General features: G+C 46.9%; 24 protein-coding genes, 1 tRNA gene and 1 CRISPR repeat array. Of the genes, 4 read left to right on the forward strand and 21 right to left on the reverse strand.

Annotated elements, in window-relative coordinates:
- Window positions 1–10 precede the first annotated feature (10 nt).
- From BQ2674_RS04240 to BQ2674_RS04255, 4 genes are read right to left on the reverse strand one after another with little or no spacing between them, the layout of a single operon-like run.
- Window positions 11–1,186 carry a phosphoribosylaminoimidazolecarboxamide formyltransferase gene (locus BQ2674_RS04240; protein WP_075572599.1) on the reverse strand — a complete coding sequence of 392 codons (1,176 nt, stop codon included), beginning with the start codon at window positions 1,184–1,186 and terminating at the stop codon, window positions 11–13.
- Window positions 1,187–1,238: 52 nt separating this feature from the next.
- On the reverse strand, window positions 1,239–2,069 hold the full coding sequence (locus BQ2674_RS04245) for an Asp23/Gls24 family envelope stress response protein (protein ID WP_075572600.1): 831 nt from the start codon (window positions 2,067–2,069) through the stop codon (window positions 1,239–1,241).
- A 1-nt stretch (window position 2,070) separates the two neighbouring features.
- Window positions 2,071–2,883, reverse strand: a complete 813-nt coding sequence (locus BQ2674_RS04250; RefSeq protein WP_075572601.1) for a PHP domain-containing protein — start codon at window positions 2,881–2,883, stop codon at window positions 2,071–2,073.
- Window positions 2,883–4,331, reverse strand: a complete 1,449-nt coding sequence (locus BQ2674_RS04255) for a leucyl aminopeptidase family protein (protein WP_075572602.1) — start codon at window positions 4,329–4,331, stop codon at window positions 2,883–2,885. Before BQ2674_RS04255 ends, BQ2674_RS04250 begins: the two co-directional genes overlap by 1 nt.
- A gap of 181 nt (window positions 4,332–4,512) precedes the next feature.
- On the opposite strand from BQ2674_RS04255, the gene BQ2674_RS04260 reads away from it, so the two are divergent.
- Window positions 4,513–4,588: transfer RNA gene (locus BQ2674_RS04260), tRNA-Lys, on the forward strand.
- A gap of 209 nt (window positions 4,589–4,797) precedes the next feature.
- On the opposite strand, the gene BQ2674_RS04265 is transcribed toward BQ2674_RS04260, so the two are convergent.
- From BQ2674_RS04265 to cas1f, 10 genes are all read right to left on the reverse strand, one after another.
- The gene (locus tag BQ2674_RS04265) at window positions 4,798–5,016 is read right to left on the reverse strand and encodes a hypothetical protein (RefSeq protein WP_075572603.1); all 219 of its coding nucleotides are present in this window, start codon (window positions 5,014–5,016) and stop codon (window positions 4,798–4,800) included.
- Window positions 5,017–5,127: 111 nt separating this feature from the next.
- Complete coding sequence (locus BQ2674_RS04270; protein ID WP_075572604.1) at window positions 5,128–5,349, reverse strand: helix-turn-helix domain-containing protein; 222 nt, start codon at window positions 5,347–5,349, stop codon at window positions 5,128–5,130.
- A gap of 295 nt (window positions 5,350–5,644) precedes the next feature.
- Window positions 5,645–5,866, reverse strand: coding sequence for a helix-turn-helix domain-containing protein (locus tag BQ2674_RS08740; RefSeq protein ID WP_075572605.1), 222 nt, complete (start codon window positions 5,864–5,866; stop codon window positions 5,645–5,647).
- Window positions 5,827–5,982: a hypothetical protein gene (locus BQ2674_RS08395; protein ID WP_159427198.1), complete on the reverse strand. Its 156-nt coding sequence runs from the start codon at window positions 5,980–5,982 to the stop codon at window positions 5,827–5,829. The genes BQ2674_RS08740 and BQ2674_RS08395 overlap by 40 nt, the downstream gene beginning before the upstream one ends.
- A 55-nt stretch (window positions 5,983–6,037) precedes the next feature.
- Window positions 6,038–8,945: a CRISPR direct-repeat array (repeat unit 28 nt; unit sequence TTTCTAAGCTGCCTTTGCGGCAGCTAAC).
- Between the two features lie 131 nt (window positions 8,946–9,076).
- Complete coding sequence (gene cas6f / locus BQ2674_RS04280; RefSeq protein WP_075572606.1) at window positions 9,077–9,652, reverse strand: type I-F CRISPR-associated endoribonuclease Cas6/Csy4; 576 nt, start codon at window positions 9,650–9,652, stop codon at window positions 9,077–9,079.
- 3 nt (window positions 9,653–9,655) lie between these two features.
- A complete protein-coding gene (csy3, locus tag BQ2674_RS04285; protein ID WP_075572607.1) occupies window positions 9,656–10,708 on the reverse strand; it encodes a type I-F CRISPR-associated protein Csy3 in 1,053 nt (350 codons plus the stop codon).
- A complete protein-coding gene (gene csy2 / locus BQ2674_RS04290; protein ID WP_075572608.1) occupies window positions 10,701–11,600 on the reverse strand; it encodes a type I-F CRISPR-associated protein Csy2 in 900 nt (299 codons plus the stop codon). The genes csy3 and csy2 overlap by 8 nt, the downstream gene beginning before the upstream one ends.
- Window positions 11,560–12,786: a type I-F CRISPR-associated protein Csy1 gene (locus tag BQ2674_RS04295; RefSeq protein WP_075572609.1), complete on the reverse strand. Its 1,227-nt coding sequence runs from the start codon at window positions 12,784–12,786 to the stop codon at window positions 11,560–11,562. Before BQ2674_RS04295 ends, csy2 begins: the two co-directional genes overlap by 41 nt.
- Window positions 12,787–12,801: 15 nt before the next feature.
- On the reverse strand, window positions 12,802–16,167 hold the full coding sequence (gene cas3f, locus BQ2674_RS04300) for a type I-F CRISPR-associated helicase Cas3f (protein WP_075572610.1): 3,366 nt from the start codon (window positions 16,165–16,167) through the stop codon (window positions 12,802–12,804).
- Window positions 16,164–17,129 (reverse strand): type I-F CRISPR-associated endonuclease Cas1f, encoded by a 966-nt coding sequence (gene cas1f / locus BQ2674_RS04305; RefSeq protein ID WP_075572611.1) that lies wholly within the window; start codon window positions 17,127–17,129, stop codon window positions 16,164–16,166. Before cas1f ends, cas3f begins: the two co-directional genes overlap by 4 nt.
- 418 nt (window positions 17,130–17,547) lie before the next feature.
- On the opposite strand from cas1f, the gene BQ2674_RS04310 reads away from it, so the two are divergent.
- Both BQ2674_RS04310 and BQ2674_RS04315 read left to right on the forward strand, forming a co-directional pair.
- Complete coding sequence (locus BQ2674_RS04310; protein ID WP_075572612.1) at window positions 17,548–18,129, forward strand: hypothetical protein; 582 nt, start codon at window positions 17,548–17,550, stop codon at window positions 18,127–18,129.
- Between the two features lie 143 nt (window positions 18,130–18,272).
- Complete coding sequence (locus tag BQ2674_RS04315; RefSeq protein ID WP_075572613.1) at window positions 18,273–19,727, forward strand: amino acid permease; 1,455 nt, start codon at window positions 18,273–18,275, stop codon at window positions 19,725–19,727.
- Between the two features lie 73 nt (window positions 19,728–19,800).
- Here BQ2674_RS04315 and BQ2674_RS04320 read toward each other — a convergent pair whose 3' ends face one another.
- The 3 genes from BQ2674_RS04320 to rd (BQ2674_RS04330) form a co-directional block, all read right to left on the reverse strand.
- Window positions 19,801–20,832 (reverse strand): alpha-hydroxy-acid oxidizing protein, encoded by a 1,032-nt coding sequence (locus BQ2674_RS04320; RefSeq protein ID WP_075572614.1) that lies wholly within the window; start codon window positions 20,830–20,832, stop codon window positions 19,801–19,803.
- A gap of 73 nt (window positions 20,833–20,905) precedes the next feature.
- Complete coding sequence (gene rd, locus BQ2674_RS04325; RefSeq protein WP_075572615.1) at window positions 20,906–21,064, reverse strand: rubredoxin; 159 nt, start codon at window positions 21,062–21,064, stop codon at window positions 20,906–20,908.
- Between the two features lie 130 nt (window positions 21,065–21,194).
- Window positions 21,195–21,353 carry a rubredoxin gene (rd, locus tag BQ2674_RS04330; protein WP_075572616.1) on the reverse strand — a complete coding sequence of 53 codons (159 nt, stop codon included), beginning with the start codon at window positions 21,351–21,353 and terminating at the stop codon, window positions 21,195–21,197.
- 176 nt (window positions 21,354–21,529) lie between these two features.
- On the opposite strand from rd (BQ2674_RS04330), the gene BQ2674_RS04335 reads away from it, so the two are divergent.
- Window positions 21,530–22,270, forward strand: a complete 741-nt coding sequence (locus BQ2674_RS04335; RefSeq protein WP_075572617.1) for a transglycosylase domain-containing protein — start codon at window positions 21,530–21,532, stop codon at window positions 22,268–22,270.
- Window positions 22,271–22,332: 62 nt separating this feature from the next.
- Here BQ2674_RS04335 and rny read toward each other — a convergent pair whose 3' ends face one another.
- The 4 genes from rny to BQ2674_RS04355 form a co-directional block, all read right to left on the reverse strand.
- Window positions 22,333–23,868, reverse strand: coding sequence for a ribonuclease Y (gene rny / locus BQ2674_RS04340; protein WP_075572618.1), 1,536 nt, complete (start codon window positions 23,866–23,868; stop codon window positions 22,333–22,335).
- A 155-nt stretch (window positions 23,869–24,023) separates the two neighbouring features.
- Complete coding sequence (locus BQ2674_RS04345; RefSeq protein WP_075572619.1) at window positions 24,024–24,458, reverse strand: regulatory protein RecX; 435 nt, start codon at window positions 24,456–24,458, stop codon at window positions 24,024–24,026.
- 3 nt (window positions 24,459–24,461) lie between these two features.
- The gene (recA, locus tag BQ2674_RS04350) at window positions 24,462–25,511 is read right to left on the reverse strand and encodes a recombinase RecA (RefSeq protein ID WP_075572620.1); all 1,050 of its coding nucleotides are present in this window, start codon (window positions 25,509–25,511) and stop codon (window positions 24,462–24,464) included.
- Window positions 25,512–25,525: 14 nt separating this feature from the next.
- Window positions 25,526–26,776, reverse strand: a complete 1,251-nt coding sequence (locus BQ2674_RS04355; protein ID WP_075572621.1) for a competence/damage-inducible protein A — start codon at window positions 26,774–26,776, stop codon at window positions 25,526–25,528.
- Window positions 26,777–26,781: the final 5 nt, after the last annotated feature.

Genomic DNA, 26,781 nt, shown 5'->3' on the forward strand with positions numbered 1-26,781 from the left:
TTATTTTTCCTTAGTGATGAAAGAGGCGAAGACCGGTCATGGCCATGGCAATATTGTACTTGTCACACATGGCGATGACATGGTCGTCTCGCACGGAGCCGCCTGCCTGGGCGATATAATCGACGCCGCTGCGATGAGCCCGTTCAATGTTGTCGCCGAAGGGAAAGAACGCGTCGCTGCCGAGGGACACACCGTGAAGTTCTCCGAGCCAGGTTTTCTTTTCTTCCCGCGTAAGGGGAACGGGGCAACGGGTGAAGACGAGCTGCCATGCGCCGTCGGCGAGGACATCATCGTAATCATCGGAAAGGTAAACATCAACGGCGTTATCCCTGTCGGGACGGTGTACGTCCTCTTTAAAAGGCAGCGCCAATACTTTCGGATGCTGACGGAGCCACCAAATATCCGTCTTATTACCGGCAAGACGCGTGCAGTGAACGCGCGACTGCTGGCCTGCACCGACGCCGACGGTCATACCGTTTTTTACGTAACATACCGAATTGGACTGCGTATATTTCAAGGTAATCAGGGCGATTAACAAATCGCGTTGCGCTTTTTCGGGGATGTCTTTATTCCTTGTCGGTCTCGTCTTGAATAAGTCCGTCGTAATCTTCGCCTCATTGCGCTCCTGCTCGAACGTAACGCCGTATACGTCCTTATGCTCCAAGAGGGCCGGCTTATAGTCTTTGTCAATTTTCAATACGCAGTACGTTCCTTTGCGCTTGGTTTTTAAAATTTCCAAGGCTTCCTCCGTATAGTCCGGCGCAATAACACCGTCCGATACTTCCCGTTTCAGGAGCGTTGCCGTTGCGGCGTCACACGTATCGGAAAGGGCGACAAAATCGCCGTACGAGCTCATGCGATCGGCACCGCGGGCGCACGCGTAGGCTGTCGCCAGGGGCGAAAGTTCCAAGTCGTCCACGTAGTATATATGCTTTAATGTATCGCTCATGTCCGTTGCAACAGCCGCCCCTGCCGGGCTGACATGCTTAAACGACGCAGCCGCCGGCAAATGTATCGCTTCCTTCAATTCCTTCACGAGCTGATAACTGTTTAAGGCGTCGAGAAGGTTAATATAGCCGGGACGGCCGTTCAGTACTTCAAGGGGCAGGTCGCCGCCGTGATTCATATAAATGCGTGCTGCCGCCTGATTGGGATTGCAGCCGTACTTTAATACCATTTCCTTCATGTTATGTTTTACCTCCCGTAACTGACAATTACACGGACACCGCTATCCGCCGTCATTCCTTAACAGCTACATCGCGGACGGTGATTTTTAAAACTTCCACGGTCATACCCGTCGTGTAAACGATTTCTCCCTCCACTTCCTTACGCAGGCGGGACATGAGACGTTTTATATTTTCGCCGTATTGCACGGTTAAAGCGAGCTCAATATTGAGACCGTTACTGTGGGAATCCCCATTCTTCCGCACACGCAGCCTGTTAATTTTTACAACGCCCTGCAGGGAACCCACCGTATGGCGCACGAGGGACAGAAGGACGTTGTCCGAAAAGATGAGTTTGCCGTAATAGCTGAATACGGGACGAACGACGGAGCGCTCAAACTCGGATTCTTCATTGCCGACATTCCTGCTGAAGAAAGAGCGAACCGAATCGAGGAGATACCCGCGAAAATGGGATTTCAGCTCCACCGTCGGCACGGGAATAATATGGCGCCCCGCTTTCAGGCGCTGTTCCCGGGCCTTGCCCATTTCTTCGGCTGTTGATACTTCTTCTATGGTTACATATGATATGGGCATAGGTAAGGTCAAGGTCTTACAAATGCACTCCACCATATGTTTCGACGTGCCCAAAATGAGCAGGCGTTCCGCCTTTATGCGGTGCAGCGCTTCCCGCATGACAGCTGCGGCTTCAGGATTGGAAAAAATGGCGCAGCGCACGGCCCGCAGCCGATTGGGCTCGTCTTTTGCCGAATGGCCGGCGATGATGCGATTGTGGTAAATGAGAAGGCCGTCATCAATAAAAGCGTCAATATGCCGGTCATAGGCAACGACCAGAGCATGATGACTCTTACCGGTACCGCTGGGTCCGACAAATCCGATTACGTCCATCTCAATTTTCCCCCTTCCCATAAGATAACAAGGCCGCCACATCCGCCTCATCAACCGTAAAGACGCCGATTTTCTCGGGGAATCTGCCTGCAGTGCCGTGAAAGTCGGAGCCGCCGCTCACAAGAAACCCCCGCTGCCGGGCAATGCACAAAAACTCGTCTTCCCTTCTTATATTGCGCGGATGATACACTTCCATACCGTCAAAGGGATAGGACACGACATCGGCAAGATGCTTCTTCACCAAAGCCGGGTGGGCCAGGACGGCAATGCCGCCGGCGCCGTGAATGAGGTCGATACACTCGTCAACAGTGTGCCGTTCGTACGGAATATAGGCCGGGCCGCCGCGATAGAGAATCTTGTCGAAGACAGTCTTTACATCGGGAAAATAGCCGGTCTTGACGAGAAGACGCGCAATATGCGGTCTGCCGATCACCGTATTTCCCGTCACGACGGACTCCGCTTCTTCCGCCGAAAGAGGATAACCGAGGGCGGCACAGCGCCGTATCATTTTCTGCGCCCGCTCTAAGCGCCTCTTTTTGAAGGTGCTGCAATACTCCTGCAAGTCCGCATCGGCGGGATTTACATAATAACCGAGAATATGGACATCTTCGCCCCCATAATCGCTGCTCATTTCAATGCCTCGAATAATACGCAGTTCCTGCGGATAAACATGCGACCCGTCATATGCGGCAAGCGTATCGTGATCCGTTATGGCTATAACCGAAAGCCCGGCGGCAAGAGCTTCACGTGCCAATTCTTCCGGTGACAGTACGCCGTCGGAGCAGGTCGTGTGCATATGTAAGTCCGCAGGCATTATTTATCGCCTCGCAACAAGGCCAATATCGTCTTAATACCGACGCCCGTCGCGCCGTAATACCCGTTTTCGTCCTTTTTCTCGCAAAAGGCCGTCCCTGCAATATCCAAGTGAATCCACGACGTGTTTTCTTTAATAAAGTGTTTAATAAAAAGACCTGCCGTAATGGCGCCGCCGTCAGAACCGCCGACATTCTTGAGATCCGCCGTCTCGCTCTTCAGCTGCCGTTCATACTCTTCGTCGGCCGGCAGCTGCCACACCTTTTCGTGCATCCGTTCGGCCGCCGTAAAGAAGCGATTCATCCACTCCTGATCATTGCCGATCATACCGCTCCTGACCGTGCCCAAAGCCGTAACACAGGCACCCGTAAGCGTTGCCAGATCGATTACCTTGCGTGCCCCCTTGGACTGGGCGTAAGCGACGGCATCGGCCAATACCAACCGCCCTTCGGCATCCGTATTTTTCACTTCCACTGTCGTACCGTCAAACATAGTTATAATATCGTCAACGTGGTATGACATGCCGGACGGAATATTTTCAGCCAAGGGTATGACGGCAAGGACATTGACGGGATACTTCAGTAGCATGAGAGCCCGAATAACACCCAGCGCCGCGGCGGCCCCGGCCATGTCGGACTTCATATGCTCCATACCGGTACGGCTTTTTAAAGAAAGTCCGCCGCTGTCATACGTAATGCCCTTACCGACGACGGCAACGACGTCACGGCTCTCCGGATCGCCCGTATAGGCGACGGACAAAAGCTGCGGCTGATTCATACTTCCCTTGCCGACGGAAACAATGCCACCCATATTGCGCTTTTCCAAATTCCACTTATTCAGGACTTCCACGAAAATGGCGTCGCCCTTACAAAGACTCGTCGCCGTATCGACGAACTTGCGCGGCGTCATTTCATTAGGCGGCATGTTGACGAGGTCACGGGCTAAATATATACATTCGTAAATAGAGGAATAGACATAACAGAGCGTATTGAAATCCTTACTCTTCAGGCTCGACGTAATGAGGTTGATATTCTTCAGCACCTTTGAGTCGACCTTCGTCTTATAACGATTGAAGGCATAATTATCGTATAAAAGACCGTCAATGAGTGTTTCCACGTCCATGTCGAGCGTATCAATGTATACGGCCAGTTCACTCACACCTTCATCCATAGCTGCGGCCATAATTTTCCGGGCATACATAAATTCGCGGAACGTCCCCCGCTCAGGCGAGTTCTCTTCAATACCGACGAGAAAATAAACCTTCACCGCATCATCGACGACGGAGCGCAATACATGAATGGCACCGCCTTTAAAGGCGGCGGGATTTTTCTCCGTATATGCCCGAATAAGCGCGCCTTCCGCATCCGTCAACCGCGACAAAGCACGCAGGCGATGATCAATCCCCAAGACGACCGCATCGAGATTGCCGCTTCCGTTACAAGTAATCATACTGTTGCCTCCATTTTACGAAATAAAAACCGTATGTTTCATTATACTGTTTTCATTCCCTCTAAATCAAGCCGCCAAGCCTTTTCTCCCTGTCCGCCGCTCGCAAAAAGGGCATATTTTCATACTTGATTTTTATTTTCGGATAGTGTAACATAATACACGTGCCTGAGAGGCATGCCATGGACCACTAGCTCAGCTGGCAGAGCACCTGACTCTTAATCAGGGTGTCCAGGGTTCGATCCCCTGGTGGTCCACCACACAAAATAACGATACCCATGTGGTTTATGCCGTGTGGGTATTTTTTATTCACGTCTAAAATAATTGTTCCGGTACTACTCTCCCATGACGTGTTTTAACAGTTCCCGTATACACATCAGGCAGTTTCTTGCGCAAGTCCTTCCAGCCTTTACCCGTATATTCCGCCTCGATGGCAATTTATATGAGAAGGTGCATCCAAATCCATTCATTATTCGTAATAGGTTGCTTGAACTGCTGCCCCGTTTCTCTTGTTCTTTCCCCCTTCTTTTGCTATACTGTCTTTATGGAAGGACGCATCACCGCCGTTGTATTCGGACGTATGGCCGGGGCCTTGAGCATCGACCGTGGCAGGAGCGTCTTTCCATATTGTTTTTAGGGTTATAGGATATTTCGTGTTGGTATAAGAGGCCGTTAAGCCGGTTAACATCCGGCTTAACGGCCTCTTATACTTATTTCAACCAACTTTGAGGGTGGATAAAACGTGTTATGACGGAAGCAAGTTGGAGGGCTTTCGCCCTCACCTGTCCGGCTCTTGTTATCATTTTTTAACTTTTTTCTCTCCAAAAAGCCGATCCATCCCGGAACGTGTCACAAACCAGCCGGAGCTACATTGCCTGTACTCATCGTCGTTAAATTTTTTCCATTTACGCACTCCTCTGCACGCATCTTTTATTGTCTGCGGATTAACGCCATAAATCTTGGCCGCCTCAGCGGCAGTCAGTACCTCTTTTAATGCCTGTTTACTAAATTTCTCAGTCATAGCGCAATTAAGCTCCCTCGTCATTAATAATTCTATCATACCAGATAAAACCGGCACGTTGACAATACTAATATTACGCCGATCATAGCCTCACACTATTTAGATATCTCAGAAAATTGGATACACTTAGATATGGCTATATTTTCACCGGCATATAAATATACTCTTGGAAATATTCCGCTTCCGGTATCTCCTCATAATAAACGTTATACATCATTCATTAATACTGAATTATGCTTCATTCATTAGTAATAAAATCGCGATAAAAAGATGAATAGTTTACTGGGCAGTTTCTTTATGTATTCGGCATAGAACCGTATACTTGTTCCATACCGGTCCGTGTAACAAGCCGGATACGGCCTGTTTTACGTGCTTTCATCGATGCAAATCGAGGCTTTCCGCCGTGATACCCCGTGCATGCCTGTTGTACCGTACGTATCAACCGCCTCCGTTTCACAATCGCTTTCGTTGCTGTCATTACTTCGTGTAAAGCCTTTTCACTAAATTTACTGCCCATAAACTTATTGCACCTCCTACTATTAATAATTTAAGTGTAACGAGCGTCATCGGCTCATCATACATAATTACTAATATGCCGACAATAAATGCCACGTTGTAAACTACAAATTTCATACACTTCTCTCCTTTCAATATTCAACTAACAAGTAAAAAAATATCCATACCGGCATTACTAAACTGCCTTTGCGGCAGCTAACACTCGCAGCTTTGATGATTTTAATGACAGCGATTTCTAAGCTGCCTTTGCGGCAGCTAACGTTTTGACGGCACAAAAGCTGCAATAGTTGCATTTCTAAGCTGCCTTTGCGGCAGCTAACCCGATGCTCGGCATTGGTAGTGCTGGGCTTATTTTCTAAGCTGCCTTTGCGGCAGCTAACGCTTTCTTCCCGTTCGTGTATTCTACCATGCATTTCTAAGCTGCCTTTGCGGCAGCTAACATGAGGCCGTCCGCCGTATCATACTCTTTGCCTTTCTAAGCTGCCTTTGCGGCAGCTAACTAAAGGGGAACATAATAGTGTTTCCCCGGAAATTTCTAAGCTGCCTTTGCGGCAGCTAACTGACACAACGTTTTTACTCAAGCATTTTGAGATTTCTAAGCTGCCTTTGCGGCAGCTAACTTCTTTGCGACTGATACTTGTGCTATGAGTTTTTTCTAAGCTGCCTTTGCGGCAGCTAACCTGTCTAAAAATGACCACATCATATCGCGGCATTTCTAAGCTGCCTTTGCGGCAGCTAACCAAGATTATATCACGGTGGATGCGAGCTAGAATTTCTAAGCTGCCTTTGCGGCAGCTAACTTTCTGCTTGTGCTTTGTTGCTCCAGTGTTTATTTCTAAGCTGCCTTTGCGGCAGCTAACTCATCAATATGCGTAATCGGACTTACAAAACCTTTCTAAGCTGCCTTTGCGGCAGCTAACCAGTTTATGCAGCTCCTCTGATTCGGCGTTAATTTCTAAGCTGCCTTTGCGGCAGCTAACGATCACGACGCAGGCTGTCATGACATCTACGTTTTCTAAGCTGCCTTTGCGGCAGCTAACTTTTGAGCGCGCGGCGTGTTACCGATAAACGATTTCTAAGCTGCCTTTGCGGCAGCTAACGTAAATGTGCGGACTGACACCAAAAGATTTTGTTTCTAAGCTGCCTTTGCGGCAGCTAACTCGGATGAGTAGCGCGAATGGCTTATCTGAGCTTTCTAAGCTGCCTTTGCGGCAGCTAACATCCCGTGCGGTCGTTGTATTGGTTGCCGATTTTTCTAAGCTGCCTTTGCGGCAGCTAACGGACGACGCTCGAGCTCTGCCGTAACCATTATTTTCTAAGCTGCCTTTGCGGCAGCTAACAGCTGCGGGCGTCTATACGGATGGACGTCAAATTTCTAAGCTGCCTTTGCGGCAGCTAACAACGCCTCTGCCGTCCGGACGGACTCCCAAATTTCTAAGCTGCCTTTGCGGCAGCTAACATATCGCAGCTGCAGTATGTAAAGTAGGTGATTTTCTAAGCTGCCTTTGCGGCAGCTAACGAGTAGACCTGCTGCCTTACTCGTCTCCGTCATTTCTAAGCTGCCTTTGCGGCAGCTAACGACCACCAGAAACGCGAGCCGTAGCACCTAATTTTCTAAGCTGCCTTTGCGGCAGCTAACACGGCACTGACAGAGTGGCAAGCGCAGCAAGATTTCTAAGCTGCCTTTGCGGCAGCTAACACGCAAAAAGCGCGTAAAACCGTTAGGACTATTTTCTAAGCTGCCTTTGCGGCAGCTAACACAGTCCACAGATTATTTAATTCCGCAGGTAAATTTCTAAGCTGCCTTTGCGGCAGCTAACATCTCCGGGCATGAGTCGCTGTGGCCGCTGCATTTCTAAGCTGCCTTTGCGGCAGCTAACCCGGGCAATTACGCCCGGCTGATTGATAAGTATTTCTAAGCTGCCTTTGCGGCAGCTAACACGACCGTTGACGATAGCATGGTGGCGCGTATTTTCTAAGCTGCCTTTGCGGCAGCTAACAGTTTGTTTCCCATCCCCATCACCTCCTTTCGTTTCTAAGCTGCCTTTGCGGCAGCTAACTCTGACAAAAACCAAGGCGGCGTCAGCATGGATTTCTAAGCTGCCTTTGCGGCAGCTAACGTCAAGCGGAAACAGTAACGCGATGGACGTAATTTCTAAGCTGCCTTTGCGGCAGCTAACCAGGTTACAGTTATTGAGCCGCAAGCTCAGATTTTCTAAGCTGCCTTTGCGGCAGCTAACGTTGGTTAGGCAGTATTTTAGGTGGTGCAGTTTTTCTAAGCTGCCTTTGCGGCAGCTAACATACAATAGCAAAGGCCTGTATTTCCGCATTCTTTCTAAGCTGCCTTTGCGGCAGCTAACATCCTGCGCGGCGATCCCGTGCAGCAGAGCCATTTCTAAGCTGCCTTTGCGGCAGCTAACTTATGCCTGGCATAATGCCAGTACATTGCTTGTTTCTAAGCTGCCTTTGCGGCAGCTAACATAAAAAGGACGCCCCGATTCAGGGCCCCCTTTTTCTAAGCTGCCTTTGCGGCAGCTAACTTCCTCAATTTCTTTTAGCATGAAAGCCCGAATTTCTAAGCTGCCTTTGCGGCAGCTAACCAATAAAATTAACGGTTGCCGTCAGTTCTTTATTTCTAAGCTGCCTTTGCGGCAGCTAACGGTTCGTCAGGAAAACTTCTGTCACGCTACTTTTTCTAAGCTGCCTTTGCGGCAGCTAACAATTGAACTGTTTGAAGGGCGTATTTTTTACATTTCTAAGCTGCCTTTGCGGCAGCTAACGTGAAGGTGGAGAGTTCGTATCTAAATCAAATTTTCTAAGCTGCCTTTGCGGCAGCTAACCCGACACGGTGACCATCTCTTATGCCCAGATTTTTCTAAGCTGCCTTTGCGGCAGCTAACACGTCACGCGCGGCATGACGGAAAACGCCCTGTTTCTAAGCTGCCTTTGCGGCAGCTAACGGTGGCAATAGTGATGGATGCACGTTTACATTTTTCTAAGCTGCCTTTGCGGCAGCTAACGCCCGCCGCGCCTCGGATATAGTCACCGGTTATTTCTAAGCTGCCTTTGCGGCAGCTAACAGTAGCATTATATCACACAAATGCTGATTATAGCTACTATTACGGGGGATTATCCCAAAATACCCAATTTTTTCCACCCGTCTTTCAAAGCCTGTATTTTACTTGCTTCTCGCACTGGCAAAATATTTTGGTTAAAATTCCGGAACTGTTGCTCGAACACTAAGTCCATAGGTTCCAACTTCTCCTTCACACGGACTGTCAACCAGTTTTTTTTGGACGAAAAGTCTGAATTGATTTTGATTGGAAATGCTTTTCATCTGAATATACGGAAACCGTTCTTTGTCTTTTTTCTGCCTCAAAAACTTCACTGCCTGCTCATAAGTCGTTTCCGGATGTCGTCGTGCATATCTCATCGCCTTTTGATGTACTGAGCCGTCTCCTTGATACCGGCTGTATACGGCATATGATTTAATCCTGTTTTTAGGTACCGCCCTAACTTGTGTAATATGAACATAATCAAAGAATCGCTGCAATATCAATTTTAATTCCAGACTTTGTAATATTCCCTCTGTATCTGCAAAAACCCTGAGTTTACTACCCGGGCCAACTGCAGCATACTCAGGAAAAGAAACAGCGAAATCCATACAGCCTGTTTTATTTTTTCGATCCGCAAAGGCAATATGCAGCTGCGTGAATACTTTCGTCCATAAAAAATGCACCGGAATCTCTGCATCAGGCAATAGGGTTACTTCCTGATAATATTCCATGTCCTACTCCTTTTCTTTGGTTCCGAACACACCGCCTCGTACCAAAACAGCCATAACATAGTTTTTATCATTTTCATTAACCAAATCTTTATCAGTATTGGAAGACCATTTGTCAAATAACGTATAAAAATCCTTTTTATCCGCCTTGTTACCGCGAAAAGCACGCCCCAAATTTGTGACGGATCCGTATACTTCAATTGCAATCGGTCCATTTGGTAATTCATCATAATGTGGATACCACGTATCAATTGTTCGAACGGCATTTCCAATTTTTTGCGAATGCATGGCGGCAATATTATTGACACTGTAAAGAACCTTGCTTTTTTCTCCATTATTTTTATTTTTGTTCTTATCCAAAATTAACTCTTCACTCGGATATACTTCCTGCCCATTCCCAACTTTAGCAAAAGCTGTTACTTCCAGTAATAAGGTCTTACATTTTTCGGTTTCGGTTAATGTATTGGCAATGATTTCACTCAGTTCTTTCACATCCGAATTTTCGACCTCAAAATTCTTTAATGGTAGTTTATAAGAATCAAAAGTCCACGTTTTATCTGTGCCTTTTATCGTTATAACAGTTTCCAAAGCTTCTGCACCAACACGATTTCGCCAAAGAAAACGTGCATTTGCAAGATTTATGGCATAGCGTTTGGCCAACTCTTGAAAACCGTTTTCTTGTATAAACTTTTCGCCCATAGATTTTATGTTTTTTAAATGAGTTTCATCATTGCAAGCTGACGGTATATGCGGATTGGGCAAGACTTTTACTGTAAATTTTAATTTTAATGTATCTTGTTCCATACTAAGCATTGCATTGTCAACGGTCTGCAAATTCGCTTTTTCCACTTCTGCGCTTAATTTACCGGGATCTCCCGTAACTGAATCAGGTAACCGATGAGAGATAGTCCCTCTAACCGATTTTTCAACCAAGCGTATCGGTGTTTCTTTGTCATTATCCCGATTCTCCCATGTAGTTCCATACATATATCCATCAGAGAAAACTAATTTTTTCTCAAATGCCAATACCGATGCAATTCCATCCTTTTTCTTAGCCATAACACTTACCTCCTATTTTCTGATTTTTACACAAATACAACTGTTCACCTTCGTCATACTCATAATGCCACATCATGTCTTCAACTTTTGTAAATCGATATGGCATTTTAAACTCGCCTAATGTCACTACGGGCTCTACAAAGCGATGCGGCATATTGGGATCTCGCTGCTTTTCTACCTTCCCAAGCGGAGATAATCCCTTAAACCCGACTGCCACAGGCACTAACCATCCCGACTCACGTTTACTTTTCTTCCATTCTAAAACTTTACCGGACTCTGATTTTACCGCTTCATTCTGCACCGCTAAAAAGTTTATAAGCGCATCCAAGGCATCTTCCTCACGTTCCTCTTCTGTTAATAAATCACTTCGTTCTACAATAACAAACCCCGGCATTAAGGACGCAATTATCTTTCTCTCACTTCGTTCGTCTTCTTCATCAGCATATAAGACACGTACAGACTCTACTTTTAATAAATCACCTCCGGCAAATTTCATTAAGGGCAACTGTTTTTCTACTGCATTCTTAAATATTGCTTCCGTATCGCCGTTAATACCCTGCAATTCCATGAGAAGAGATACATTTAAATGTATCCTCGGTTCTTCAATAAAAGAAGGTCTCTCCCCTTTTTCATTAAGAGGATTGGCTGTACCTATAATAGAGTTAACATAATCACCCGATCCTCGATACACTTGTAAATCTGTTTGATGATAGGAAACGGCAACCTTGGGAATTCTTACTGCCTTTAGGCCATCATGTGCAGTAACGTTCCGTTCCAAAGCATGGACTGCTCCAAGCCAGGCAGTCATAGCCGGCACACCCATAGTCAAAGTACTGCTCATGGCATTGGCATTATGAATTTCCAAGTTTTGCATCAGTAAGTACGCTGCCATTCGTATACGTCACCTCCTCTTTCAGTACGGCTTTCATCCGTTCGGCAAAGAATTGAAACTCTGCGTCTCCCAACAACACGGCATCTTTTACCATTCGCTCATAAGACTTAATAAGCCAGCGAGAAAAGTCTTTGCTCAGTTCTGTAAGTTCCCGTTCCACATCGTCTTCCAATTTATATTTACAATCAAGCCATGCTTTATAGCGAGGCGGCAAACTTTTATAAGCATCTCGTCCAGTCCACCCCGCCGGCTCTTGTAACAATTGATACCGCACACACATGACTACATCGATTATTGCATCTATTGCATTTCTTATGGCTGTTCTGATTTTCAAGTTGTTCCGGTCTAACAAAAACAGTTCTTGTAATCTGTAGATCAAATCTGCATATTGCTCACGAGGTATACTTTCCTTCCAAAAATCTCGCTTCGGTAATCGTATGGTTCGAACTTTTATATTAGGGGGCAACGATTCAAGTAGTCTAGCCTCTCCATGATTCAAATGATTCTGTCCACTAATATTCTGTGATTTTGTACCACCAAAACCGATAACTGTCATATTTAATAATTCCAAATAACTTTTACCATAATCTTTATTCTTTTTTTCTTCTTTATCTTCTGTAATCTTTTCACTCCGATAATTATTTTTTTGTTCAATCAACTTACTAATCCGTCTATGCAATTCCATCAGTATTCCTGAAGCTGGCATAACAGTCAACAAATGATACCCATTGTTAACCGGAAAGTACACTTGTCTTAATCTTCCGTCAGATTTTATATTACTTGGTCTATCATTCATTATCTGTTTCACATGATTACATAATTGAGAATAATCTCCACCTAGTTTTTCAATAACTGTCCTAACCTCAATATCCTCAGCTAATATATGCTCAATTACTTTCTTCCCATCTTTCAAGTCTGACAATAATAACTCTGCACTTGATATATACGCTGCATTTACAGTGATGTCCAGCGGATAATCAACTGTATCAGACATGATATATCTCAGATTTTCTGTTTTTTGCCTGCTATACCAATAAAAAACTTTTGTAGCAGGATGAGTAAACTTACCTATATGAGTAGCCAGTTTACACTCCGGTATTTTACTAATGCAGCTTTCTAACCATTCTTCCGTACGCACTTTCTTTTTTTTCGCTTTATCTTTAATACGCTCCTCCAAAATACTCATCTATCTCCCTCCCATCTATTCCTTATATTCTCTAAATAATCCGAAATGATCCGAATAGTACCATTGGGAATTATTTGTATTGTATGGCATTACAATTTCTCCATACTGTCTAGATATCTCTTCTAAAATAATCGTTTCATCCTTTCTGCCATCCGCTATAATTCGCTTTTGCAATGCATTCTTATAATCTCTATACAACCAAAGCCGCTCCTTCATAATTTCGTTCATCCCTTCCCGTATAGAGATATTTAAGATTTCATTCCTGCGTATATATTTACCATTATTATACTCACAAAAATCAATCCTTTCATCTTTATAAATCGCCCAGAGTTTCACATCCGTTCCTGTACTTTCACGAAATGGGTTAAACCGCTGCGGCAGGGCCGTAAGCCACCAGTACTCTTCCAGCCATCCGTTTAACTGCTTTGGTCCGTCTTCATGGCTGTTAAAATCCAGCATGACTTGATGTTCCAAGTCAATGAGACGTTCTTCCGGCTTCAATGCTTCCGCCTTTATAATGCGCGGTATTGCATCCACTCTTTCCGCCAGTTCAGTCTCGTTCAAGAGCGAAGTAATATCGTGTGTACGTAGCAAATGTAGTCCCGATTCATACCCCGGACGACAAAAGGCAATTTTTTGCTTTTCCAAGCCGCGCAAATTAAACTGCATAATCGCCATATTATAGGCTTCAATACCCTTGTCATTTCGCCTATGGCGGCGTATTCTGCCGGCAAGCTGAATGATGGAGCGATACGATGACGGCTCGACTACGGCCCAGTCCCAATCATGGTCGCGCCCCACCTCTTCAACGGGCGTGGCCACGAGGATAAAAAGAATATTCTCCGAATCACACGAATCGATATGCTTACGAACAACAGAATCTTCGAAATCTGCAATATTCGATTTTTCTTGATGCCGTTTCAACAGTTTATCTAAATATTTTTCCTGTTCATGTCGCAATAACAAGATTTGTCGGCTGTGATATGCCATGACTCGCACCGTAATATCTTTGCTCCAGGAACAAGACAATAAATAGCGGCATAATGACACGCAAGGCTTGATATTGGCCGTACGCACGACGCCGAAGGAGACTTTCTTCCCGGTCTTTTTGTCGCATACACAGTTTTGTCGGTGCAGCGCTTCAGCCGCTTCTTTAATCTGTTCAAAATATCGAATCTCAACGGTATTGTGCTCAATACACGTTCCGGCCTCATCAATCGCTTCTGCGGTGCAGTTCTGTATGTAAGCTTTTCGTTGAATTGGTTGCTGCCGAAGTTTTTTCACCCGTTTCTTAACAAAGCGCTCATGAACGTCTGCAAAACAACGGTCTTTAATATTTATATCTTCCACTTGCGCTTTAAATTCATCACAGTGAATTAGAACTGGCTGCTTTTTTTCGGAAAAAAATCCGTTATGGCAGGCAAGACCGGCCGTATATGCTCTATAAAGACCTTCCGCCAAATCCGGCGGTATGGTAGCAGACGATATGGTTACATTTCTACCGTACATACCTGCCAAGTGCACCAAGCGTGAAATGGCAATTAAATCTTTTTTGCCAAAATCATCGATCTCATCAATGACTAAATCAGAAGACATAAGCCGTAAAGACGGTAATAAGAATCTTCCGCCACGTACAGTTTCAGTTGCACCCATCATATGGTCAATCGTTGCGACCAGAACCGGTTTATATAAGAGAGCATGATTCTTTGCGGCTTGTTTTGAGCTGATTCCCCGTTTTCCCGGCGTGACTGCTTTGAAAAAGATATCCAGAAATTTTACTTGCTCATCATCTTCCGTATCAACATATTCAATTTCTTCCTCTACCAGTTCTTCAAGATTACCGTCTATAGCCGGTTCATATTCTTTATCTTGATTGTCTTGCCGATGTAATTCCCGTACTGCTGTCGAACCGATTAAAACGGCAAGTTCCGTATCATCCAAACGTATGCGCTCTTTATATTCATCACCTGTTTGCAATGTTAATGAACGAAGCCCTAATGCCAAAATATAGCGAAGAGACCTGCCGTCTTTTGAGAGTGCCTGCATAATTTTCGCATTGGCAAATGTCTTGCCGCAACCGGTACTGGCCATATTTATCGTAAAGTATGCATACCTTTCTTCTTTGTCTTTTCGAAAGGCTTTTATTTCTTCTGCTACCGTATCTTGCCATTTAAATTTTTCCGGGCTTTTTTTCTTCAGTGTCTTATTATCAGTTACACTTTCCATCTGCTCTGTAAGGCGCGGCAATTGATGAGCAATTTTTACGGCCTGTTCACATACTCGCACCAAATGCTCTTCTAAAAGCTGCCTCATTCCCGATATATCCGTATTCGCCCATAGTTTTAGACTATTACACCATCGTCCTGTATTCTCCGCATCCATGGACGACACATAGTGATCGCCCAAGACTAAACATATACGGGCATAGTTAAGGAGCTGCCTAAAAGCATTTTTATTTGTTTTGTTATTAAAAAGACATAAAAAAGCCTCCCTGTTTTCCAGTAATCGGTAAGTCCATTTTTTTACCGCTTTATGCCACTGCACCTGCTTCGGTCCGACCAATCCTTCAGAAAAGGTAAAACAACCGTCCTTATTCAAAGCTTGGGTATTTTCATATCCCCAATCGGCATGAATACTGTTCAACATTTCGTTAAACTCTTTTTTAGATACGTCTTTAAAACTTCTGCACTTCTCTTTATCTGCCAGGTCAGGAAGTTTATGATGGCATAAAATTAACCAGCAAACACTCTGTGCAAGAGGCGGTAACTTATTAAAATTAATTTTCCCGTCTTGTTCGGACGCCACCATCCGGGCTATAGAACATATGTCCAATTCTCCGTTTTGTAAGATCTGCAACCATTTACAATCGTTACTTTCATGAACACCGGAACCGGCATGTTTAACGATCATCTCCAACAGTTTACACGACATCCACTCGTGCCGAAAGGGATCTCTTTCGAGACTTCGCGATTTCAATTTCTGCTGAAAATGATCTGATGCTTTTCCGTAGTCATGAAATAAAGCGGCTACAGCTACCAGAGCTTTCAATAAGGGCAAATATGTCCAGCCGTTTTCCCATTCTCTATGAAGGATATTTGTCCTGGTAGAATGGACCGGAACTATACCATTGTCATTAAAACATTCCCGATTACCGATAACCCATACGAGTTCACTGCGGCTACGGGAACGAATCCAATGGCAGGCAACGGCCGTGTTTTTTGTCGCACTTTTTCGCAGCAAGGTTCTTACGGCGGACAGGCCTTCCGCCGTTATGACTGTTTTCCATGTATCATTGCCGATACGATCCGCAAAGCTGTCTAAAATACGTCTGACCGTATACAGAGCCTTTTTCTCGCTCCTACTTGTAAAAACAACCATCATATGCCATCACTGTCGCAAAATAGGCGACTTCCTTTTTTCACTTCATCAAACATAAAATCAAGAGCTTTATGTTCCGTAAATTTTTGCAAACACGTTTGTCTGAAATCCTGTTCCGCTCTGCCGTCTGCAGCACAAATAAAGGCCCACGGTAATACCAGCGTATCTTTAACTAAATCAGCCACATCAAACACAAGTGCCCCTCTACGCGTCTTTCCATGCATTACGGCAAAACCGTGCGGTATTCCTAAAACCCACAATGTACAAGCAGCTAATCCGTATGCAAGATAATTACCGTGATTAAGAAAACAATTAGCGTCATCAGTACCGTCATGATCACGCGTAAAACTATTCTCACCGCTTGTCCGCTGGGCCGCATACTTGTAAAGTTTTTTAGTAAATTCCGCTTCCGCTGTCAAAAGCTTAGTGACATTAGGGGCTACTTCTATTTTCTTTTTATACGACGCCAACGCATGTTCAATATCCGTATCGTCACAATAAAAACTATACGACTGTAATTCCGAATCCTTAGTCCACACTACCTCTAAAAATTGACACCGCTTCCTTTGGAATTCTTTAGCCAATTTCAACCGTTTTTCCGAGTCAAACCAAAAAGACAACCAACCTTGTACATACTCAGTAGGTCTGTACTCACTCTGCGGTGCAAACCATTCTATTTCCGTCCCTGCAAATAAAGGCGTGCCGCCGCCGCCACAGAATCCGACTAAAACACCGGCAGCAGCCAGCAATCTCATAGCAGCTTGAGTTATGGACGTACCTGTCCCTAACATAATAACTGTCGTATTTGCAATAGGAATATTCCAATAAAGACTCTCTTTTTTGCCATCTGTCAAATAAACAATACGCCCATCCTTCTGCATGACTCTACATTTCTCAAGATAATAAATATTGGCCCTCTTAGAATGTAATATTGCTTTTAAATCCGAACGATTTATATCTTCCATACCTTATGCTCCATCAAAAATTAACCATCTTTCCATGTATATTCGTCATATACTTTATCATTATATCTTGCTAATTTCTACATGAAATATTGTAACATTTTTATGATATTTTGTGTTATTGGGAATAATTATTAAACCACTTATTTGATTGACTTAAACTCATAGATATTTTTTCAGTTTTATCGGAACGATTTATATTGCTGCGTCGGGAAGCAACTCTTTTGTCCTTATTCATTTTCTCCTTGCCGCAGTGCAATAAATCTGCTAAACTAATTGTACTGGAAGACCTTGCATAATTGTTCCACGGCTCTTGAGCCGTTGCGTATGCAAGGTCTTCTCTTTTTTTATAATGTCTTTCTTATGGTATGATATAGGCGGGTATATATTATCCGAAAATACTAATAAGGAGACATGCACCATGACCATTAGAATAGGTAAAAAGTTTTTCATCATTGCGGCACTCATTATCGCAGCTGTAGCCGGCGCTTACGGTTATTATCATTTTTATTACACGCGCACGCCCGAATATACGCTGCAAATCATCCGTACGGCCGTGAAGGATCATGACGCGGACACGTTCAACAAGCACGTCGACATTGACAGTATTATCGGCAAATGGATTGACGGCGAAATGGAAAAAGACGAATCCATCAAGGCCAATCCTTTTGCTGCAGCCCTGATTCCGGTTGCCAAGAATATTTTAACGACGTCCGTCAAAAACGCCGTTAACGCGGCTATTACGGATACGCCGAAGGCTGCCGCTGCAAACACATCCGGGCAAAGTACGCCGGCCGATACGATCATCTCCGAAAAGGACGACCTCTCTATCGGCAACATTTCTTCTGTCAAAAATGCCGACAAAACGGCCGATATCAGTATTGTCGTTGAAAACAAAAAGAAAAACACGTCGACAACGCTTAAATTGAAAGCCGTTTCTCTGGAAGACGGCACATGGAAGATTACGGAGCTCGAAAATCCGGAAGAAATAAAGAATTTATAATCGGTTTTATTCAAATTGATATAATTGCTGCCCGGGTCTGTTACAACAAAGTAATTGTATTCATGCGGCCCTTTTGCTATAATGTTTTGCGTATAACTTTTACATAGTAAAGATCTAAATTTATAGGAAAGTAGTGGTTTTGTATGGCAGAAGAACAGCAACAATTGCGGCGCAGCCTCAAAGCGCGTCATATGAACATGATCGCCATAGGCGGCGCTATCGGCACGGGTCTTTTCGTTGCCGGCGGGGAAACGGTCAGCTCGGCAGGCCCGGGCGGTGCCCTCCTGGCTTATGCCTTCATCGGCGTAATGGTTTATTTTCTCATGACCAGTCTCGGCGAAATGGCTGCCTATTTGCCGGTCAGCGGCTCCTTTGAGACCTATGCCAACCGGTATGTCGACAAGTCTCTCGGCTTTGCCCTCGGTTGGAACTATTGGTTTAACTGGGCCATTACTCTCGCGGCGGAGCTCGTGGCAGGTGCTCTTATCATGAAGTATTGGTTCCCCGATGTGCCTGCGGCCGTCTGGAGCGGTATTTTTCTTGTCGTCTTATTTTTCCTGAATTACCTGTCTACCCGTTCATATGGGGAAAGTGAATTTATCTTCGCCGGTATCAAGGTCATTACGGTCGTAACCTTCCTTATTGTCGGTACACTCCTCATTCTCGGCGTAGGCGGCGAATCACCGGGGTTTACGAACTGGACTGTCGGCGACGCGCCTTTTGTAGGCGGTGTAACGGCAATTCTCGGTATCTTCATGGTAGCCGGCTTCTCCTTCCAGGGGACGGAAATGATCGGTATTGCCGCCGGTGAAAGTGAAGAACCGGAAACGAATATCCCCAAGGCGGTACATTCCATTTTTTGGCGTATTCTTCTCTTTTACTTAGGTTCCTTCGTCGTCATCGGCTTCCTCATACCTTATACGGATGAAAACCTTTTGAACACGGCTATTGAAAATATCTCCATCAGCCCGTTTACACTCGTCTTTGAACGGTTCGGGCTCGTTGCAGCGGCTTCCGTTATGAATGCCGTCATCCTTACGGCCGTCCTGTCCGCAGGCAATTCGGGCCTTTACGTATCGACACGTATGCTCTATGCCATGGCCAAGACAGGCCAGGCCCCGAAGACCTTCTTGAAGCTCAACAAGCGCGGCGTTCCTTCACACGCCCTTTTCGCTACGGCCGTATTCGGTCTGGCAGCTTTCCTGACATCGCTCATCGGTGAAGGCAAGGCCTATGATTGGCTCGTCAACATCAGCGGCATGGCAGGCTTTATTACATGGATCGGCATCGCTATTTGCCACTACCGCTTCCGCCGCGCTTTCAAGGCACAGCACAAGGACTTGTCCGTCCTGCCCTATAAGGCATCTCTCTTCCCGTTCGGGCCGATTTTGGCTCTCATCCTCTGTATTATTGTCACGGCCGGCCAAAATTATTCGGCCTTTACAGGTCCTGAAATCGACTGGTACGGTGCCAGTGTCGCTTACATCGGCATCCCCGTATTCCTGGCCGTTTTCCTGTACCACAAGTTTAAGCACAAGACAAGTCTCATTCCCTTAAAAGAAGTTAATTTGTCTCGTGATGAAGAAATATCCCGCTAAATTAACAAACGCAAAAAGGGCGGTCCTGGTGAACCGCCCTTTTTGTATGCCCACTTCACTCGTATGCGCATTTCTATGTGAGGCGCATCATGACATGCGCCGGCACGCGGCGTACGTCGCGGACACCTGTAATCGTCATGGCATCGCGAAGCTCTCCTTTTATTTTGTTAAAATACAGTTCTACGCCTTCAGCGCCGCCGCCGATGGCCGCAACCGCCACGGGTCGTCCGATGAGAACGGCGTCGGCCCCCAAAGCGAGCATTTTAAGGACGTCTTCACCCGTACGTACGCCGCCGTCGACAAGAATGGTCGTCTTCCCTTTTACGGCTGCCGCAATTTCAGGCAATACATCTGCCGTTCCGGCCATGCCGTCCAGGACGCGGCCGCCGTGATTGCTGACGACGACGGCCCCCGCTCCGGCCGCAACACACCGCTTCGCCTCCACGGCGGACATGATGCCCTTCACAATAAAAGGGATACTTACGGCCTTTGAAACGGCACGAATGCTCTCGGGACTCTTCGGTCCTACAGGCTGCCCCAAAAGCCGCATATTGATAAGCGTCGCCGCATCGACATCCGACGCGACGGCCGGTGCGCCGCACGCAGCCGCAAGCTTTGCCTTTTCAATTATCTTATCATCTTCCCGCGGCTTTATGGTCGGTATGACACGGCCGGGACAGGCCTTACATGCCTGTAAGGAGCCTTCATACATGAAGGGTGCACCGCCGTCCCCGCAAAAGGCCGCCGTCCCCGCTGCAGCCGCACCTTGAGCGACAGCCAGGTCATAGGCCGCTTCTATTTCCGCCGCATCGCCTTCCATCTTTGCATTAAGTGAAATCGCACCGACAGGCGCCGCCATGACGGGCAGGGACAGCTTCATGCCGAAAAGGGTAATTTCCGTCCGAGGCTCCTCAACCTGTGCCAAACTGTTCATAATAAGACCGTACTGCCGCAGAGATTCCACATTGCGAATAAAGGACCGGGCCGTCCGCAGGCCGCCGAATCCCGGAATTTCTCCGATACAGCCCAAGCCGTTACATTCTTTGCACACACGGCATCCATTCATTCGTTTTTTCGCCTGCGCACGCACTTCGCTATAGTCCATCGTCAACACGCTCCCATAAAAAAAACTGCTGTCACATTTTTATGATAGCAGTTTTTTTATTATGCGTCTAATCTTATAATTTTTCGAATGCGTCTTTGCCTGCACCGCATACGGGACATACCCAAGAATCGGGAAGGTCCGCAAATTTCGTGCCTGCCGGGGCGCCGTTATCGGGATCACCTTCAGCTTCGTCGTAAATATAACCGCATACCGTGCATTCGTACTTATCCATACTTAACTCCTCCTATAGGAACATATCATACCGCTCTAAAAGCGGTCGGCTTTATCATAACACTTGCATTTGAAAGGTACAACCTGATTCTTATCAAGATTGACTTTACTTATACGCATAAACGCCGTACTTATAACTTAACAAAAGCATCCTTGTCCGCACCGCATACGGGGCATACCCAGGAATCGGGAAGGTCCGCAAATTTCGTACCTGCAAGGGCACCGTTGTCGGGATCGCCTTCAGCTTCATCATAAATGTAACCGCAAATTGTGCATTCGTACTTTTCCATTTTTACTTCCTCCATTTATTCTCAACAAATTATTATTATTAATTAAATCTATATGTATAATAACATAGATTCTTTTTGAATGCAACAGGAATTACAAACTCTTTTTGACCGAAAAAAATCACGTATTTTTGCGGTTCCCAAGGTAATATGATATAATTCGGCCATAAGGAGGGTGTATGAAAAAGAGATATTTTTTCTTCTTTATTCTCGCCTTCATGGCCATGGCCGTTTGGAGCCATATTACGGACAAACCCTATAACGCTAATCCCTTTGCGGCATCGGAAGAAGCCGATTCGTCCCTTGCGCCGTATCTGCATTTTCGCGAATCCATGCAGAGCAAAATCAGGCATATTCACGGTTACGTCAAGGCCGATAAGCTTCCCCGCTCTCTTCTCCGGGCTGTCGTTTCCGTAGAAGATAAACGCTTTTACGACCACGGCGCAGTCGACCCCGTCGGTATTATTCGTGCCGGTGCCGTCAATCTCTATGCGGGCAAGACGGTAGAAGGAGGCAGCACAATCAGCCAGCAGGTCATAAAAAACACGTTCCTCTCGCAGGAGCGCACGGTCTCCCGCAAAGCAAAGGAATTGCTTTTAGCCATCCTTCTGGAGCGTAATTACACAAAGGATGAAATCCTCGCCATCTACTTAAACACGGCCTATTTCGGCGCTGACGCGACGGGAATCGCCCAGGCAAGCCATACATACTTCGCTGTTGAGCCGGAAAATCTCACGCTGGCTCAGTCGTCCATGCTGGCCGGCCTTCTTCAGGCGCCGACTTACTATAATCCGCTGGAAAATTACAAAGCGGCCAAAGAGCGGCAACAAACGGTCCTCGCCCAAATGACGGAAAGCGGCTTCATCTCAGCCGACGAAGCCCGTCGAGCTTATGAGGAAGATCTGCATCTGCAAAAGTAAAATATGCCCGTATACACGAAAATCCCCCTGCCCGAAGAGCAAGGGGATACTTTTCTTCATGCTTATTTCGCGTAGTCGACCATGCGCGTTTCTCTGATAATGACAACTTTGATTTGTCCGGGATATTCCAATTCCGATTCAATTCGTCTTGCCACATCGTGAACCAGAATGACGCAATCATCTTCGCTCAATTTTTCCGGTTTTACCATAACGCGAATTTCGCGGCCGGCCTGAATAGCAAAGCATTCTTCAACGCCGTTGAAGGATTTTGCGATTTCTTCGAGTTTGGCCAACCGTCTTAAGTAATTTTCCAGTGTTTCCCGACGCGCCCCCGGCCGTGCCGCCGATATGGCATCGGCCGCCGCTACCAACACGGCTTCCACGGATGTCGCTTCTTCATCACCGTGATGCGAAGCGATACAGTTGATGACGGTCTTCGATTCGCCGTACTTCTTGGCTACATCAACACCGATGGACACGTGCGTTCCCTCGAGGTCATGATCCAACGCCTTACCGATATCATGCACCAAGCCGCCGCGGCGGGCAAGGGTTACATCAACGCCCAGCTCGGCCGCCATAATACCGGCAAGCTGCGATACTTCAATGGAGTGGCGCAAGACATTTTGCCCGTAACTCGTACGGTAACGCAAGCGTCCCAATATCTTGATCATTTCCGGATGCAGGCCGTGAACGCCCGCTTCATATGTCGCCTGTTCACCGGCTTCGCGAATCTTCTGGTTCACTTCTTTACGGGCTTTTTCAACCATTTCTTCAATGCGTGCCGGATGAATACGGCCGTCGACAATGAGTTTTTCCAAAGCCAGGCGGGCAACTTCACGACGAATGGGGTCGAAGCACGAAAGAATAACCGCTTCCGGCGTGTCGTCGATAATGAGATCGACGCCGGTCAACGTTTCAATAGCGCGAATATTGCGACCTTCGCGACCGATAATGCGTCCCTTCATTTCGTCATTGGGCAGAGATACGACAGAGACTGTCGTTTCCGCTACATGATCGGCGGCACATCGCTGAATAGCGAGAGAAATGATTTCCAAGGACTTCTGCTCCGCTTCTTCCTTCGCTTCTTCTTCGAGTGTCTTAATGAGCTGTGCCGTTTCATGTTTCACTTCGTTCTTGACGTTTGCCAGAAGAAGTTCTTTCGCATCATCGTAGGTCAGTTCGGAAATACGTTCCAACTCGGCCAGCTGACGTTCGTGCAGTTGGTCGATTTTTTCACGTACCTTCGCGACTTCCCCTTCTTTTCTGACGAGAAGTTCTTCTTTTTTCTCCATGGACTCGGATTTTTTATCCAGGTGTTCCTCTTTTTGAAGCAACCGCCGTTCCAGACGCTGCAATTCGGAGCGCCGTTCTTTATTGTCCCGTTCCGCGTCAATACGCAGTTTGTGAATTTCTTCTTTGCCTTCGAGAATCAGCTCTTTGCGTTGTGCTTCGCCTTCCTGTTTGGCCGTCGTAATAATACGGGCCGCCTCCGCTTCGGCACTGCCGAGTTTGCTTTCGGCAATGCGCAGGCGGTAAAAGTAGCCGAAGCCGAGGCCGATAGCACCGCAAACTACGGCTGCAATTATAATTCCAATCACTTTACACTGTCACCTCCTTTTCATTAAAAAAAGCCGAACTCCCGTCCGGCTTTTCTAGTATGCGTCTTACTTTTCTGCATCTTTTTTCAAAAAACCATCATAGCTGCATATAAGAACCGATACTGTCATTCGGTTACTCTTATTGTAAATTTTTTTCACTCATCTGTCAAGCTGACAAAGTCATCGAAAACCGCTCGTACAGCCGTTCCCGAAAAACCGCGGTTCTGTAAATAACGGGCAATTTTGCGCCTGTCGGCTTCCGTCCGGGAAAAGTATTTTCGTACGAGAGCAAGAGCGGCTTCCGTTTCGTCATACTCTTCCCGCTCTTCCGGCAAAGGCAATAGGCGGAGGCGCAGTTTATTGCAAATATACGCATGACCGTACTTTGCTTTTTGCGCATAATGGCGATATACGGCGGCTGCCAGGCGCTCGTCATCAATAAATCGCTCCGTTTTCAGCTTCTCTACCACTTCATCAATTACATCGTCCGCCGCTTCACGAGCCTGCAATTTGCGGCGCAGCTCACCTTCGCTGAGAAAGCGCACGCTCAGCAGGTGCAGCGCCTTGGCATAAACCTCTTTCGCATTCACGGCTTACTCTGCGGCCGCTTCATCGGCGTGAGGCCGTTCCGTCAGCACTTCGTCGAATCGTTCCGGTTCCGCCGCAAGGGTGTCACGAATAATTTGTTCCACTTCCGACGCTATTTCCGGGTGCTCTTTGAGGAATGTCTTCACGTTTTCCTTACCCTGGCCGAGACGCTGGCCCTTGTAGGAATACCATGTACCGCTTTTTTCCAGGATGTCCATGGATGCGCCCAAGTCGAGGAGCGTTCCCTCCTTGGAGATACCTTCACCGTACATGATATCCACTTCACAGTTACGAAAAGGCGGCGCCACCTTATTCTTTACGATTTTGACCTTCGCCTTATTGCCTACGAGTTCACCGCCGACTTTAATGGCTTCACCCTTGCGAATTTCCATACGCACGGATGCGTAGAATTTAAGGGCCCGGCCGCCCGTAGTCGTTTCGGGATTGCCGTATATGACACCTACTTTTTCACGCAATTGGTTGATAAAAATGACAATGGATTTGGACTTAGAAATAATGCCCGTCAATTTACGCAAAGCCTGGCTCATGAGTCGGGCGTGGAGACCTACATGGGATTCACCCATTTCCCCTTCAATTTCCGCCTTCGGCACGAGAGCCGCCACAGAGTCGACGACAATGATATCGACAGCACCGCTGCGTACGAGTTCTTCCGTAATTTCCAAAGCCTGTTCTCCGTTATCGGGCTGAGAAATGAGCAGTTCCGCCGTATCGACGCCGAGATGGCGCGCATATACGGGATCCAAAGCATGTTCCGCATCAATAAAAGCGGCAATACCGCCGTCTTTTTGAGCCGAAGCGATGGCATGCAGAGCTAATGTCGTCTTACCGGACGATTCGGGACCGTATATTTCTATGACTCGGCCGCGCGGATAGCCGCCGACGCCGACAGCCGCATCAATAGCCAAGGAGCCGGACGAAACAACTTCCAAGTTCATTTTTTCCGCCAAATCGCCGAGCCGCATAATGGCGCCCTTGCCGAAGTCTTTTTCAATTTGCTTCAACGCGTTTTCCAGCGCCGTTTGTTTCGCTTCCATAAATGTGCCTCCTTCTATGAATGTTCCATTATATACTGTAATGCATGATAAACGGCCTTAGTCGCCGCTCTTTCTTTCACTTCTTTACGTTCGCCCGGAAAGACGCTCTTATAAACCGTCGTTCCCCACGGGCCGGCGACACCCGTATAGACAAGGCCTGCAGGTTTTTCTTTCGTACCGCCGTCGGGACCGGCGATACCCGTTGTGCTGACGGCAATATCGCTGCCGTAAAGCTTCCTGCTTCCTTCCGCCATTTCGGCAGCCGTTTCTTCGCTCACTGCCGTATGAAGGCGCAGCGTTTCCGAAGACACACCGAGGAGTTTCGTCTTCACGCCGTCCTGATAGGTCCCGGCAGAGCCGAGGAAGTAGGCCGAACTGCCGGCAACGTCCGTTATATACGAGCCGACAAGGCCGCCCGTACAGGATTCGGCACAGCTCATCGTAAGCTTCCGATCAAGCAAAGCACGGCCCAAGGCGGCGGCAACCGTCTCGTCGTTATACGTCACGGCAGCGCGCCTGAGGCGCTTACGCAGCTCGTCTTCCACAGGTCTTACCAGTGCCTTGGCGGTTTCCTCATCTGCCGCTTTTGCCGTGACACGCACTTCCACAAAGCCGATGCGTGCATACATGGCAATGGTCGGGTTGGACTGTCTCTCAACGAGATCCATAATCATGTCTTCAATACGTGCTTCGCCCATATCATATATTTTAACATAAGTCGAATAAATATAGCCCTGAGAACCGAAAATATGCCGTAAATAAGTCTTTACCCGGTTATTGAAGACCCAGCGCATTTCCGACGGCGGACCGGGCAGGTGGATGAGAACCTTTCCGTTCTTATATAAGGCCGTCCCCGGTGCCGTCCCCGCCTCATTGGCAAGAACCGTCGCTCCCTCGGGGATCATCGCCTGGCGTCTCTGGTTATCCGTCAAATCCCGTTCGGGATGACGCAACTTGATCCAGGCCGTAACGCCTTCCATAACGTCTTTGCGAAAGACGAGAGACACGCCCATGACCTGAGCACCGATGATCTTAGTCACATCTCCCTGCGTCGGCCCCAAACCGCCCGTCGTAATGACGATATCCGCTCTGTTTAAAGCCGTGCGCAGAACCGTCTCCATACGATTCGGATTATCGCCGACCGTCGTCTGATAGATAACGGAATAGCCCATTTTATTGAGCTGTTGTGACAAGTAGCGCACATTTTCATTGACAATTTCACCGAGCAGCAGTTCCGACCCGGTCGTTACCAGTTCTACGAGCATGTCTT

It is taken from the genome of Megasphaera coli (genome assembly GCF_900095855.1).
GTDB lineage: Bacteria > Bacillota > Negativicutes > Veillonellales > Megasphaeraceae > Megasphaera > Megasphaera massiliensis_A.